Origin of the sequence: Nocardia sp. NPDC005366 (assembly GCF_040606855.1) — a bacterium.
GTDB lineage: Bacteria > Actinomycetota > Actinomycetes > Mycobacteriales > Mycobacteriaceae > Nocardia.
The window spans coordinates 73,019-86,544 of sequence record NZ_JBEXFQ010000014.1; the positions used below are offsets into that span (position 1 = coordinate 73,019).

13 protein-coding genes are annotated in these 13,526 nt (G+C 67.3%); 11 read left to right on the top strand and 2 right to left on the bottom strand.

Annotation, left to right across the window (positions count from 1 at the left end; all coding sequences use genetic code 11):
- Positions 1–37: 37 nt before the first annotated feature.
- Genes ABZS43_RS17935 through ABZS43_RS17970 form a run of 8 tightly spaced genes read left to right on the top strand, consistent with a single transcriptional unit; the run spans position 38 to position 8,664 of the window.
- Positions 38–814, top strand: a complete 777-nt coding sequence (locus ABZS43_RS17935) for an ABC transporter permease (RefSeq protein ID WP_355037015.1) — start codon at positions 38–40, stop codon at positions 812–814.
- Positions 811–1,659 carry an ABC transporter permease gene (locus ABZS43_RS17940; protein ID WP_355037016.1) on the top strand — a complete coding sequence of 283 codons (849 nt, stop codon included), beginning with the start codon at positions 811–813 and terminating at the stop codon, positions 1,657–1,659. The genes ABZS43_RS17935 and ABZS43_RS17940 overlap by 4 nt, the downstream gene beginning before the upstream one ends.
- Positions 1,659–2,843 (top strand): MCE family protein, encoded by a 1,185-nt coding sequence (locus ABZS43_RS17945; protein WP_355037017.1) that lies wholly within the window; start codon positions 1,659–1,661, stop codon positions 2,841–2,843. The genes ABZS43_RS17940 and ABZS43_RS17945 overlap by 1 nt, the downstream gene beginning before the upstream one ends.
- Complete coding sequence (locus ABZS43_RS17950) at positions 2,840–3,862, top strand: MlaD family protein (RefSeq protein WP_355037018.1); 1,023 nt, start codon at positions 2,840–2,842, stop codon at positions 3,860–3,862. The genes ABZS43_RS17945 and ABZS43_RS17950 overlap by 4 nt, the downstream gene beginning before the upstream one ends.
- Positions 3,859–4,899, top strand: a complete 1,041-nt coding sequence (locus tag ABZS43_RS17955) for an MCE family protein (protein ID WP_355037019.1) — start codon at positions 3,859–3,861, stop codon at positions 4,897–4,899. The genes ABZS43_RS17950 and ABZS43_RS17955 overlap by 4 nt, the downstream gene beginning before the upstream one ends.
- Positions 4,896–6,146 (top strand): MCE family protein, encoded by a 1,251-nt coding sequence (locus ABZS43_RS17960; RefSeq protein ID WP_355037020.1) that lies wholly within the window; start codon positions 4,896–4,898, stop codon positions 6,144–6,146. The genes ABZS43_RS17955 and ABZS43_RS17960 overlap by 4 nt, the downstream gene beginning before the upstream one ends.
- The gene (locus ABZS43_RS17965; protein ID WP_355037021.1) at positions 6,143–7,309 is read left to right on the top strand and encodes an MCE family protein; all 1,167 of its coding nucleotides are present in this window, start codon (positions 6,143–6,145) and stop codon (positions 7,307–7,309) included. Before ABZS43_RS17960 ends, ABZS43_RS17965 begins: the two co-directional genes overlap by 4 nt.
- Complete coding sequence (locus tag ABZS43_RS17970; protein WP_355037022.1) at positions 7,306–8,664, top strand: MlaD family protein; 1,359 nt, start codon at positions 7,306–7,308, stop codon at positions 8,662–8,664. The genes ABZS43_RS17965 and ABZS43_RS17970 overlap by 4 nt, the downstream gene beginning before the upstream one ends.
- Before the next feature lie 23 nt (positions 8,665–8,687).
- Here ABZS43_RS17970 and ABZS43_RS17975 read toward each other — a convergent pair whose 3' ends face one another.
- Positions 8,688–9,173: a hypothetical protein gene (locus tag ABZS43_RS17975; RefSeq protein ID WP_355037023.1), complete on the bottom strand. Its 486-nt coding sequence runs from the start codon at positions 9,171–9,173 to the stop codon at positions 8,688–8,690.
- The gene (locus tag ABZS43_RS17980; protein WP_355037024.1) at positions 9,170–9,745 is read right to left on the bottom strand and encodes a hypothetical protein; all 576 of its coding nucleotides are present in this window, start codon (positions 9,743–9,745) and stop codon (positions 9,170–9,172) included. Before ABZS43_RS17980 ends, ABZS43_RS17975 begins: the two co-directional genes overlap by 4 nt.
- A gap of 111 nt (positions 9,746–9,856) precedes the next feature.
- Between ABZS43_RS17980 and ABZS43_RS17985 the strand changes: the two genes are divergently transcribed.
- From ABZS43_RS17985 to ABZS43_RS17995, 3 genes are all read left to right on the top strand, one after another.
- Positions 9,857–11,005: an alpha/beta hydrolase gene (locus ABZS43_RS17985; protein WP_355037025.1), complete on the top strand. Its 1,149-nt coding sequence runs from the start codon at positions 9,857–9,859 to the stop codon at positions 11,003–11,005.
- A 51-nt stretch (positions 11,006–11,056) separates the two neighbouring features.
- The gene (locus tag ABZS43_RS17990; protein ID WP_355037026.1) at positions 11,057–12,343 is read left to right on the top strand and encodes an oxygenase MpaB family protein; all 1,287 of its coding nucleotides are present in this window, start codon (positions 11,057–11,059) and stop codon (positions 12,341–12,343) included.
- Between the two features lie 91 nt (positions 12,344–12,434).
- Complete coding sequence (locus ABZS43_RS17995) at positions 12,435–13,499, top strand: lipocalin-like domain-containing protein (RefSeq protein ID WP_355037027.1); 1,065 nt, start codon at positions 12,435–12,437, stop codon at positions 13,497–13,499.
- Positions 13,500–13,526 lie beyond the last annotated feature (27 nt).

Sequence of the window (13,526 nt, forward strand, 5' to 3'; positions counted from 1 at the left end):
GCCGCTGCGCGCGATACCCACACGAGCAGGTCGGTCGGTGACGAAACTCGCGGGCGGGGCGCGCACGGCCGTATCGGCGCTCGGTGAGTTCTACCTGTTGGCCGTCGACACCGCACGGGCCCTGCCGCGCAAGCGATTCCCGTGGCATGAGTTCGTCGAACAGTGCTGGTTCCTGGTGCGCGTGTCGCTACTGCCGACCGTGATGATGTCGATCCCGTTCACCGTGCTCGTGGTGTTCACCCTCAATTCGCTGCTGGGGGAGATCGGTGCGAGCGACCTGGCGGGAGCGGGCGCGGGGCTCGGGGCGATCACCCAGATCGGGCCGCTGGTCACGGTTCTCGTCGTGGCCGGCGCCGGCGCGACCGCGATCGCCTCCGATCTAGGCTCCCGGGTGATCCGCGAGGAGATCTCCGCCATCCAGGTTCTCGGCATCGACCCGATCCACCGGCTGGTACTCCCGCGAGTCCTGGCCTCGACGGTGGTCGCGGTGCTGCTCAACGGCGCGGTGTGCGCGATCGGATTGACCGGCGGCTTCTTCTTCTCGGTATTCCTCCAGGACGTCTCGCCGGGTTCCTACGCCTCCAGCGTGACATTGCTCGTCGGACTGGGCGAACTCGCACTCTCGGAGATCAAGGCCGCCATATCGGGAGCGATCGCCGGACTGGTGGCCTGCCACCGTGGTCTGTCGGTCACCGGCGGACCGAAAAGCGTCGGCAGCGCCGTCAACGAGACCGTCGTCTTCGCCGCCGTGGCGCTTTTCGTCGCCAATACCGTGCTGACCTCGATCGGCCTTGCCGTCAGCGGACGCCCATGATCTCCTCCACCGACTACATCCGCGCCCTGCGACGGCGAAGCCGCGGTGTCGGGCGCGCCGTCGACGCCATCGGCGACCAGATCCTGTTCCATCTGCGCGCACTGCTGTCGACGGGAAAGGCCGCCCGCGCCTACCGCGACGAAACCCTACGGCTGATCTCGGAGATCAGCTTGGGCACCGGAGTGCTGGCGATGGTCGGTGGCAGCGTCGTCATCATGGGCCTGCTGACCTTCTTCGCGGGCGCCACCGTGGCGATCCAGGGTTACGACGCGCTCGGCGGTATCGGCGTGGAAGCCTTCACCGGATTCCTGTCCGCCTACGTGAACGTCCGTGTGGTCGCGCCGGTGACCGCCGGGGTCGGGCTGGCGGCGACGATCGGCGCGGGAACTACCGCCGAACTGGGCGCGATGCGCATCAGCGAGGAAATCGACGCACTCGATTCCATGGCCATCCGTTCACTGCCCTACCTCGTCGGGACACGCCTGCTGGCGGGCATGATCGTGGTCGTGCCGCTGTACGCGCTCAGCGTGGTCGCGGCGTTCTACTCGAGCCGGATCACCACCGTGGTCATGCTCGGCCAGTCCGCGGGTGTCTACGACCACTACTTCATGACCTTCCTCAACCCCGCCGACGTGCTGTGGTCGTTCGGCCAGGCGATCGCGATGGCGCTGGTGGTCATGCTGATCCACACCTACTACGGCTACCACACCACGGGCGGTCCGGCCGGGGTGGGAATCGCGACGGGCCGGGCGGTGCGGCTGTCACTGATCTGTGTCGTCACCGTCACCCTGCTGATCTCACTCGCGCTGTACGGCAGTGCCAGACAACTGCATTTGGCGGGCTGATGACGACACCGGGATCCTTCGCGAAGAAATTGGCCGCCCTGTGCCTGGCCGCGGTGGTCGCGGGGCTGTTCACCGTGACCTATCTGTCCTATCGGGGAGCGTTCCGGCCCTCGGTGGAGATCACCATCGAATCCGGGCGGGCCGGACTGGCGCTGCGCACAGGTGCTCTGGTCAAGAGGCACGGCGTCGAAGTCGGACGAGTCAGCGCCGTCGAATACGACGCGCGTGGCGCGGTGGTGCGCGTGCGCCTGAACCGCGACGAGGCCTCCGAGGTCCCCGCCGATTCCGGCGCCGACATCACCTCGACGACCATCTTCGGCGAGAAGTACGTGACCCTGACCGACCCGGCCACCCCGAGTTCGGCGACACCGATCGCCGCCGGCGCTGTCATCCGCGCCTCCTCGGTCACCGTCGAGATCGATTCGGTCTTCGAATCGCTGATCTCGGTGCTGCGGGCCGTGGCCCCGGAAAAGCTCGATACCACACTGTCGGCGATCGCCGCGGCCATGCGCGGTAACGGGGCCGACCTCGGGCGCGCCATCGACGACGCCAATACCGCGCTGGCACAGATCAATCCGAGACTTCCCCAGATCCGCCGCGACCTGCGCGCCACCGCGGACACCGCCGCCGTCTACGCCGGCGCGGCCGACGATCTCGCCGCTACCCTGACCAACGCCTCGACCACCGCGGACACGCTGGTGGCCGAGAGCGACCTGCTGGACCATGTGCTGCTCGCCGTCATCGGGATGGCCGACACGACCGACGCCGTGCTCACCGAGAACAGCGAACCGCTGGTCACCGCGATCACCGAGCTGCGCCCGACCACCGACCTGCTCGGCCGGTACGCGCCACTGCTGACCTGTTTCCTGCAGGGCGCCGACCGGGCGCGCGTCCTCGCCGAACCCGTCACCGGCGGCAATGGCAGGAGCATGGTGTTGCGCTCGACGCTGCTCTTCGGCGCCGAGCCCTACACCTATCCGGATAATCTGCCCGTCGTCCGCGCCACCGGTGGGCCGCGCTGCGGCGCGCTGCCGACGGTGACGATGCCCGAGGTGCCGACGCCGTTCGTCGTCGCCGATATCGGCGCCAACCCCTTCGGCGCCGACACCGGCGGACCGCGGCTGGTTCCCGGTTCGCTGCTGGAATTCCTCTACGCCACTTCCACTCCGGGACAACCACGATGAATTTCACCGTCACCGCCGTCAAAGCCGGTATCTTCGCCGCGGTCATGTTGTTGGTCCTCGGCCTGCTCGTGGTGGTGTTCGGCCAGTTCCGTTTCGACGGGCACACCGGATACCGCGCGGAATTCAGTGATGTCTCCGGTTTGCGGAGCGGCGATTTCGTCCGGGTCGCCGGAGTCGAGGTAGGGCGCGTCACCGCCGTCGAGATCGGCGAGGCCTACTCGGTACGAGTCGACCTCGATATCGAGGACACCTACCGCATCACCCACGCCACCCGCGCGGTCGTGCGCTACCAGAATCTGGTCGGTGATCGCTATCTCGAATTGCGGGAGGGACCGGGCGATCCGACGCCGGCGCCCGCCGGGTTCACCATCGCACGCGACCACACCTCACCCGCGCTCGATATGGATCTGTTGATCGGCAGCTTCCAGCCGTTGCTGCGCGGACTGGATCCCGAACAGATCAACAACCTGTCCGGGGAGTTGATCGCGGTTCTGCAAGGCCAGGGCGGCACGGTTCGCTCGCTGCTCGCCCACGCCGCCACCCTGACCGACGCGCTCGCGGATCGAGATCAGCTCATCGGCGCGGTCATCACCAATCTCGATACGGTGCTCGCCAGCATCGATCGCCACGGCGACGAATTGTCCTCGGCCCTGGACAAAGTCCAGCAGATCGCCTCCGGACTCGCCGCCGACAGCGCCGAGTGGGGAGCGGCGCTCGACCACGTCGACGCCTCCGCCGCGACGCTGGCCACGCTGCTGACCCAGAACAGACCGGCGCTGGCGGGAACGATCGCTGAACTCGACAGGACGGCGACCCAGTTGAACGCGGGCGGGGACACTCTCGACAGCGTGCTCGGCCGCCTGCCCGACACCTATGCCGCGCTCAGCCGCCTCGGCGCCTACGGGAATTTCTTCAACTACTACCTGTGCGGGTTGCGCATCAAACTCACCGGCGCGGACGGCATGACGTTCACCACGCCTCTCATCGGCCAGACCACGGGCAGGTGCGCACCGAAATGATTCGTCACAACAAGGAACACGACACCTTTCGCGCCGGAATCGTCGGGACGGCACTGATCGTGCTCGTGGTGCTCGCCACCATGAACATCGACGCGCTTCCCCTCACCAGCAGCCACACCGGCTATCGGGCGTTGTTCACCGACACCGGCGGACTCGAGTCCGGCGATGTCGTGGAGATATCCGGTGTCGACAGCGGCCGGGTGCGCGAAATCTCGATCGAAAACGCCACCGTCGCCGTGGAATTCAGTCTCGATGACGATCTGAGCATAGGGGTGGACACCACCGCGCAGATCGTCACCGCGACCGTCCTCGGCGCCCGCCATCTACGCCTGATTCCCGCCGGCACTCGCCCGCTGCGGGCCGGTGACACCATCCCTCTGGAACGCACCCGATCGCCCTACAACCTCACCGACGCGCTCGGCGATCTCACCGACACCGCGGGCGCGATCGATACCGCGCAACTGACGACATCGATGCGCGTGCTGTCGGACACGCTGCAGAACACGCCCGAGGATCTGCGTGCCGCCGTGGCGGGAGTCGGCAGGCTCTCGGCGACCGTCGCCGACCGCGACCGCTCGCTGCGCGAACTGCTCACCCACGCCGAGCGTGTCACCGGCGTACTCGCCGAGCGCAGTGCGCAACTGGGGATCCTGGTCGACGACGCCGCCGTCGTGCTCGGCGAATTGCAGCATCGGCGCGAGGCCGTGAATACGCTGTTCGCCAATGTCACCGAGCTGGCGACCCAGCTCAGCGGCCTGGTGCGCGATAACGAAACCCAGCTCGCGCCCGCCCTCGATCAGCTCACGAGCGTGCTGGCGATCCTGCGCGCCAACAGGGATAACATCGCCACGGCCATCGAGCGGCTCGGTCCGTATATGACCGAACTCGGCGAGGCCGTCGCCAGCGGGCCGTTCTTCAACTCCTACATACAAAATCTCATTCCGGGCCAGATCATCGAGCCGTTCATTCGCGCCGCCCTCGGTCCGCCCGTACCGTCGGCGCAGCCTCCCGCCGATCAGCCGCAGGAGGGCCGATGACCGACGAACCGACACCGAGCCGACGGGCCCGCCGCCCCGCGCTGGTCTGGCTGGCATCGGCCGTGGCCGTGGCGGTGCTCGCGGCCGTGTCCTACGGTGTGGCACCGCGATTGACCAGCACCACCGTCACCGCCGAATTCGTCGCCGCCACCGGCCTCTACCCCGGTGACGATGTGCGCGTCATGGGCGTGACCGTCGGCAGTATCGAGCACATCGAACCCGCGGGCGACAAGGTTCTGGTCCGGATGCGCATCGACGCCGACCAGCCGGTGCCCGCCGACGCCAAGGCGGTGATCATGTCGCCGAACCTGGTGTCCTCCAGGTTCGTTCAGCTCGCGCCCGCCTACACCGGCGGTCCGCGATTGTCGTCGGAGGCGACCATCCCGATCGGTCGCACCGCCGTCCCCGTCGAATGGGACCAGATCAAAACCCAGCTGCGACGGCTGGTCGACGCGCTCGGTCCGACGTCGGCCGACCCGCGGGGACCGCTGGGTCAGGTGATCGATACCGCCGCGACCAACCTGCGCGATCAGGGACCGACCTTGCATCAGACGCTGATCCACCTCTCGGAGGCGATGAGAACACTCTCCGACGGCCGCGGTGACCTGATGTCGATCATCACCAATCTGCAGATCTTCGTCACGGCGCTGTCCGAGAGCGGGCAGCAGATCGTGGCGATCAATAATCGCCTGGCCTCGGTGACCACCCTGCTGGCCGATAACCGCGCCGACATCGGGACGGCGCTCACCCGGCTCGATGACGCACTCGGACAGGTCAACCGATTCGTCACCGACAACCACGACCGCCTGACCGGGACCGCCGAGAGTCTGTCGGAGGTCGTCGCCACGCTCGCCCAGCAGCGCGACGGGATAGCGCAGGTCCTGCATGTCGCGCCGACGGCGCTGGCGAACCTGCAGAACATCTATCAGCCCGCCCACAACTCGGTCGTCTCGGCGCTGGCATTGAGCAACTTCGCCAACCCGGTCAATTTCCTCTGCTCGGCCATTGCCGCGGCCGAGGATTCCGACGCCGAGCGGGGAGCCGAACTGTGCGCGCACTATCTCGGACCGCTGTTGAGTCTGCTGTCCGTCGACTACCTGCCGCTGACACTCAATCCATCCCGTGGCGTCGGGGCGCTGCCGGGTCAACTCGTCTACAGCACACCCGATCTCGCGCCCGCGGCCACGGTCGAACCCTCCTCACGCCCCCTGCTCGAGCAGCTTCTCCTCCCGGGAGGTCCCCGATGACCGCGACCGCATTCCGGCGGGCTACCCGTTCGGCGGCCAGGGGGACCGCACTCGCCTTGCTGAGCGTCGTCGCCGTGAGCGGATGCGGGTGGCGAGGGCTCAACACTCTCACCCTGCCGGGCACCGCCGGGCACGGGGCGGGCGCGTATTCGGTGCGGATCGAAATGCCGGATGTGTCCACCATCGACCGCAATTCGCCGGTGGTGGTCTCCGATGTCACGGTCGGGTCCGTCACCGATATCGCGTTGCGCGGACAGCACGCACTGGTCACCGTCAGCCTCGACGCCGAGGTGCGTCTTCCCGAGAATGCCATCGCCGCGGTGGGGCAGACCAGTCTGCTCGGCGCGACGCATATCGAGCTGGCCGCGCCGACCACCGAGCCCGCCCGCGGCGAACTGCGCGCGGGAGCGGTGATCCCGTTGGCGCGCGCGGGCGCGTTCCCGACCACCGAACAGACCTTGTCCTCGGTATCCCTGGTGCTCAGCGGGGGAGGACTGGCCCAGATCCGTGATATCAGCAGCGAATTGAATGCCGCGCTGTCGGGCCGGGAGGACGCGGTCAGGGAGCTGCTGAACAAACTCGATATCCTGCTGCGCGGACTCGACGAGCAGAAAACCGACATCATCGATGCCATCGCGGGAATCGACGCCCTCGGCGCTCGGCTCGTCGCGCACCACGACGAGATCGGCGCTGCCATCGCGCGTCTGGAACCCGCCCTCGCGGTCCTGCACGATCGCCGCGCCGATCTCACCCGCGCGCTGACCAGCCTGGGCCAGCTCGGCCGGACCGCCAGCACCATCGTGACGACGACCAGTGGTGACCTCGCCGCCGAATTACGTGATCTGCAGCCGATATTGGCCGGCTTGGCCGACGCGGGGAGCTCGCTCACCGATTCTCTGCGCTACCTGCTGACCTACCCGTTTCCCATCGATACCTACGCCAACGCGGTCCGCGGTGACTACGCCAACGGCGACATCATCCTCGACCTGACGTTGGGCACCCTGGACAACGCGTTGCTGTTGGGCACCCCGCTGCAGGGCATGCTCGGCGGGTTGGAAGGCATTCTCGGTCATACCGAACCCGGTAGCCCGCGGCACGCGCCGAGTTCGCTACCGGAATTACTCGATCCATCCGCCTCGCCCCGACCCGAAAGCCCGCGATGAGAGCGAAACGTGTACGCCCGCTTCCCCGCAAGCTGTGGATTTTCGCGGTGATCGCGACGGTGTCACTGGCGGTGGCCGGTGTGCAATTCGCCCAGCTCCCGCAACGCGCGGGCATCGGCCGCTACTCGGTGACGGTGCAGTTGCGGGCGGGCGGCGGTCTCTACCCCAACGCCGATGTCAGCTATCGCGGGGTCACCATCGGCCGCGTCACCGGGTTGGCGACCAGTCGCGACGGCGCGACGGCGACCCTCACCCTAGACTCCTCGACGAAGGTTCCCGCCGATCTCGACGCCGCCGTCCGCAGTATGTCCGCGGTGGGAGAGCAATATCTCGACCTGACGCCACGTCGCGCGGGGAGTCCGTACCTCTCCGACGGCGCGGTCATTCCGGTCGACCGCACCACCATTCCCGAGGAGGTCGGTCCCATCCTCGACCAGCTCGACGCAGCTCTCGACGCGATCGGCCCCGGCAATCTGCGCACGGTGCTCGATGAGGCCTTCGTCGCCGTCGACGGCGCGGGACCGCAGCTGAGACAACTCATCGATGCCATGCACCGATTGGCCCGTGCCGCCGCGCAGGTCAGCGATCCCGCCGCGACATTGATCGACCAGATCGGGCCACTGCTCGACACCCAGACGGCGACCAGCGACTCCATCCGTCAGTGGGCCTCCTCCTTGGCCGCGCTCACCGCGCAGTTACGTGACAGCGATCCGCAGCTGCGCGGCGTGCTGCACCGAGCGGCCCCCGCCGCCGCCACCGTCGGCGCGCTGTTCAGCGACCTGCGCCCCACAGTGCCGCTGCTGCTGTCGAATCTGGCCTCGGTCGAACAGGTCGCCGCGGTCTACAACCCGTCCCTGGAACAGATTCTGGTGCTCTACCCGCCGCTGATCGCCGCGTCGCAATCGGCGGGCCTGCCCAACAGCGATGACCCGGCGCAGAACACCTTCTTCGCCGACCAGCTCAACGACCCGCCACCGTGCATCGAAGGGTTCCTGCCGCCGGAGCAGCGTCGCTCGCCCACCGAGACCGACGTGATGCCCACCCCGCCGGGACTGTATTGCAAAGTCGCCGTGGATGATCCACGGGCGGTGCGTGGCGCTCGGAACCTGCCGTGTATCGAATTTCCCGGTCGGCGCGCGGCCACGGTTCAACTGTGCAGAAACCCCGATGGCGCTGGTTCGGCGTCCGAGGGTTCGGCGGGGGCCACCCATCCGGCGGCGGCGGTCGGCACGTACAACACGATCGACGGCAGTTATCTCGGCGGTGACGGGAGGCTGTACGCCGACGCGGGACTCCGGCGTGAAGACCGCGGAAAACCCGCCACGCTCCCGACACTCCTTGCCCCGCCGCGATGAACCTGTGCCGCGATGTCGGCGGGTCAGACGGAGTCGAGTTCGGTGACGAGCCAATGGTGGCCGACCTTGGTCAGCTCTAGACGCAAGGTGCTGGACACGGTGGTCGGCCGGGCCAGATCGTCGGCGGTCGTGACCTGACTGAGGAAGACCAGCGCCACCGCGTGATCGGAGGTGGCCGAGACGACCGAGCTCGCGGTGACCGTGGCCTCGGATCTCATATGACGTTGCCGCGCCGCCGGAAGGACGACGTCGGTGCCGAGTCTGTCGAAATAGGCCGCGAAATCACCGGTCAGGTGCGATCGGGCCCGCGCGAGGTCGTCGGTGACGGTGTCGGGAGCGTATGACAACACCGCCGCCGCGGCCGTCGCGGCGGCCGGGCCCGCTTCGGCGTAGGCGGCATCGTGGGCCCTGTCGGTTCGGTACGTGACCGCGAGCCAGGCCGTCGCCGTGATCGAGGCGATCAGCACGACGGCGGCGACGAGGGAGCGCGCGCTCTTCCCGGCGCTCACGGCACGAAGTCCACGTTCGACACCAGAATCCGATCCGCGGACCGCCGCAGGACCACTCGCAGCCGCCACACTCGCGGTTCGTCCTGCGCGCCCGCGGCATTGGTGACCTTGGAGGTGGCCGCGACCAGAACTTCGGCTTCGTCGCCGCTGCGGGACGCGATACCCGCCTCGGTGACCGTCCCGACCGTCGAGACATGCGCCTGCTCGACCACCGAGGTGAAAGCGGCCGTGCGCGCGGCGAAATCGTCCCGGAAGGACCCCGTGGAGCCGTCCAGGATGCGGGCGATATCGGCCTCGACGCTCTCCGCCGAGATGGTGGTCAGATTGACGACCGCTTGGCGGGCGGCCTGCAGGAACGCCGCGCGATCTTCCCGATCTCGCGTGGAGGTCCGATGCGCCGAGAACAACACGGCCGATGCCACGAGCGCACCGACGATGACGACGGTGACCGCCGCTCGCGCGACACCGATCTCGGCCGCCCGCGCTGTCCATCGCCGTCGGTGCGCTACCCGCACGGTGTCATCGACCGAGGGCGGCGACACCGCGTCCCGCTCTGCACTGTCCTCGCTCATCGAACTCCTCAATTCCATACCTTTTAGTACCGTCTGGTGTACTTTAGAGTATGGTTCGTGATCGCGAGGTCGATCACAACCCGCGAACGAGACAGATTCAGGAGGCCACCGTTGGCCGACACGGTTGAAGACCACTTCCAGCGCATTCCGTACCGGCCCGCCGTCGACGGCAAAGTGGAGATCCACTCCGGCTTGAGCCGCCACTATCCGACGCTGCACGGAAATCTGGTCACACCGGAACGCGGCTCGTCACGGACCGTGGTGCTGATGGCGCATCCGGCGTCGAACTTCCTGTCCCACTTCCTGGTTCGCGCCTTCGCCGAGGCCGGAATTCCCATCATGGCGATGAACACCCGCTACGCGGCCAACGAGGCAGCGCTGTTGATGGAGCGCGCCGCCGAGGATCTCGGCGCTGGCGTGCGCTGGATGCGTGAGACCCACGGCTACGAACGGGTGGTGCTGCTCGGATTCAGTGGCGGCGGCCCGCTGATGTCGTTCTATCAATCCCAAGCCGAGAATCCCACCATCACGCGGACCCCTTCCGGGGACGCGGTGGCGCTCGACGCGCTGAGTCCCGCCGACGGGTTGATGCTGGTGGGGGCGCACCCCGGTCGCGCACGGGTGCTGCGGAATTGGATCGATCCCGCCGTCGTCGACGAGAACGACCCCTACCGCACCGACCCCGCCCTCGACCTGTACGCCCCCGACCGCGCACTACCGCTGTCGAGTGACTGGGTGGCCGAATACCGTGACGCGCAGTTGCGGCGGATCCGCCGGATCGACGCCTGGGCGCAGGAACAGTTGGCGCGCTCGGAAGGGCGGGCCGGGGCCGATCGCGCGTTCGTGGTGCATCGCACCGTCGCCGATCCGCGATTCATCGATGTGAGTCTCGATCCGAGCGACCGCGAACCGGGCAGCCTCTACGGCGATCCCGAGGCCGCGAACTGGTCGGCGGGTGGGCTCGCGCGTTTCGTCACCGCGCGCAGTTGGCTGAGCACGTGGAGCGAGGACCACTCCAACGCCAGCGCTCCCTCGGACCTCACCACCGTGAAGGCGCCGACCGTGGTGATGGCGCTGCGCGGCGACCAGGCGGCCTTCGTCAGCGAATCCCGCGAAATGCACGCCGCCAGTGCCGATCCGCACGCGGAACTGATCGAGATGCCGCAGCTCACCCACTACCTGGTCGACCAGCCCGGCGGCGTTGCGGACATCATCGACCGTTTGCGGTCATGGCTGGTCCGGCGTGAGCTGGCGGGCTGAACAGGCCCGCGCAGCTGCCAGGACCGACTCGGATAGTAGGAGAGAATCCCCATGTCAGTGCAAGTCCCGCCCGTTCGCGGCGTCGACGAACAACCGCCGGTGAAATGTCCGACCGCGTTCCGGTACTGGGCAGCGCGCGCCACGCCCGAGGTCGCGCGATTCGAGCGGACCTTCAAGAAGATCACCCGTCGGGAGCTGTTTCCCACCGACGACCAAGTCATCGCGTTGTGCGAGGATCTCTTCTCCGGCGATCCGGTCGCGGAGCGTTTCGTCGAGGAGGTGATGCACGGTCCGATCGGTTCGAAAGCCGGGCGTCGGATGCTCGAAACCGCACTCGCCGATGGCATCGACGCCATCGAGGACGCGCCGGAATCGATGCGCGTGCTGTTCGAGGAATTCGAGACGGTGCCCGAATGGGTCGTGCCCGAGCTGGTCGAGCAGGGCGCGGCGATCTGGCGGCGTTGGGGCACGATGCTGTTCAGTTTCGCGGGCGCGGAAACACTCGAGATGTACACCGAGGCCGCCGTCGCGACGCCGTTGTCACTGGCGGGCGGATACGCGGGTGACAGTGCGCTGCGCCGTTTCCTGGAGACCACCCGCTTCTGGATGGATGTCTCCGAACCCCATGCGCTGCTGACCCCCGGCTCGGCCGGGCGTGCCACGGCGTTGAAGGTGCGCGTCATGCACGTCGCGGTCCGGGCGAAGGTCGCCGGGCATCCGGAATGGGATATCGACAAATGGGGTCTGCCGATCAGTCAGACCTACCAGATGCTGACCCTGCTCGGCGGCAGCGTCACCCCCGGACTCGGCCTGTGGGCGCTCGGCTACCAGACGACTCCGTCGGAAATCCGTGCGCTGCTGCACTTTCAGAAGTACATGGGTTATCTGCTCGGTGTGCGGGTGCGCTGGTATCCCGAAACGGTCATCGACTCGTTGCGCGTGCTGGCCATGACCATCGCGTCACGCTCCTACGACGCGGGACAGCACGGTGCGGAGTTGATCGAGTCCTACCCGGCGGCGTTCGCGCCTCGCGCCGGCCACCGCGGCCTCACGAGGTTGCGCGAGCTGTACAACTTCCGCATCAACTCCGTGTACTCCGCGATGTACATGGCTCCGGGAACCCGGCGCGGCTACACCATGCCCCCCGCGTTTCCCTGGATCGCGATCCCGCTGCTTCGGTTCCCCCTCATCACCGTGATGGAAATTCTGCGCAGGGTTTTCCCGCCCTTCGCCCGCGTACACGAGAAGGTCATGCTCTGGCATCGCGAGAACTGGTACCGCGCCCAGATGCAGGGCCGCGAAGCCGAATTCGACGCCAGCGGCGCGCTGCGCCGATAACCCGCGCGCCGCGGAAGCCCTTCGCTGCGCGGCGATCCGGAATTCCGACGGGTAGCAGCAGTCGTCGGATCCACCTACACCGAAAGCGACCATGAGCACCGCAGAAATTGTCGAAGTATGGAATGGTCCCGGACGCCGGGACGGGGCCCTGACCCCGGTGGAGCCCAAGCACAACGGATTCCATCCCTCGCCGAGCAAACTCGCCTTCGAGCACTGGTACTTCGACGCGCATCTCGACACCGGGCACGTGGTGATCGGGTTCCTGACCAAACGGCGCCCCGAGGATCTGCCCAACGCCAAACCGTGGGTCGAGATGATGGTCTACGCGCCGGACGGAACCCGTCGCCAGGTGTCCAAGCGATACCCGAAGGCCGCCGCGGTGTTCTCGGCCGAAGCCATGGACGTGCGCATCGGTGACAACCACGCCCACACCGAATTCCCGTCGGACGGTCTGCCGATCCATCACCTGCGTATGGCAGAGGACGGCATCGTCTTCGATCTGCGATTCCACAACGAGACGCCCAGTTGGATGCCGGGTAAAGGGGAGACCCGATTCGGGGCGAAGGATTCCTTCGGGTGGATGGTGGCCGCGCCGCGTGCCACGGTGAGCGGCGCGATCGAACTCGACGGCACCCGATACGAGGTCACCGGGCGTGGTTATCACGACCACAACTGGGGCGTCGGCGATATGAAGAAGATCATCGATCGGTGGCACTGGGGTCGTTTGTATGTCGATGACTACTCGCTGCTGTTCGCCTCGGTATTGACACAGCGGCGTCAGGGTGGGCACGAGATCAGCCCGCTGATGCTCGCGCACCACGGCGATATCGTATTGTCCACGGGCGAAACGGTTCTCACCGAAGGCCCGGCGCGATTCAACCCGATCGCAGGCCGGACCTATCCGGAATGGATCGAGATCGAAGTGCCGGGAAGTATCGAATTGCGCCTGGTGGTCGACAGGGTCATCCATGCCCACGACCTGCTCGACGATGTCCCCGTCGCCCGGTCGCGGCTGATCAAACCGCTGGTGCACCGACTGGTCGGACATCCCGGTTACTTCCGATTCGAGTCGTCGTTCGAATTGACCGTGCATACCGAGACCGGCGCGGAGAAACGCGGCGGCTCGACGTTGCACGAACTCGTCGCGCTGGCGTGAGCCCGAGACCGGCATCAAGCCCCGGAG

Bases quoted from the DNA above. Each gene is read 5' to 3' on its own strand.
- ABZS43_RS17950 (WP_355037018.1), top strand. From the start codon at position 2,840: ATGAATTTCACCGTCACCGCCGTCAAAGCCGGTATCTTCGCCGCGGTC.
- ABZS43_RS17940 (WP_355037016.1), top strand. From the start codon at position 811: ATGATCTCCTCCACCGACTACATCCGCGCCCTGCGACGGCGAAGCCGC.
- ABZS43_RS17980 (WP_355037024.1), bottom strand. From the start codon at position 9,745: ATGAGCGAGGACAGTGCAGAGCGGGACGCGGTGTCGCCGCCCTCGGTC.
- ABZS43_RS17970 (WP_355037022.1), top strand. From the start codon at position 7,306: ATGAGAGCGAAACGTGTACGCCCGCTTCCCCGCAAGCTGTGGATTTTC.
- ABZS43_RS17960 (WP_355037020.1), top strand. From the start codon at position 4,896: ATGACCGACGAACCGACACCGAGCCGACGGGCCCGCCGCCCCGCGCTG.
- ABZS43_RS17995 (WP_355037027.1), top strand. From the start codon at position 12,435: ATGAGCACCGCAGAAATTGTCGAAGTATGGAATGGTCCCGGACGCCGG.
- ABZS43_RS17955 (WP_355037019.1), top strand. From the start codon at position 3,859: ATGATTCGTCACAACAAGGAACACGACACCTTTCGCGCCGGAATCGTC.
- ABZS43_RS17945 (WP_355037017.1), top strand. From the start codon at position 1,659: ATGACGACACCGGGATCCTTCGCGAAGAAATTGGCCGCCCTGTGCCTG.
- ABZS43_RS17990 (WP_355037026.1), top strand. From the start codon at position 11,057: ATGTCAGTGCAAGTCCCGCCCGTTCGCGGCGTCGACGAACAACCGCCG.
- ABZS43_RS17965 (WP_355037021.1), top strand. From the start codon at position 6,143: ATGACCGCGACCGCATTCCGGCGGGCTACCCGTTCGGCGGCCAGGGGG.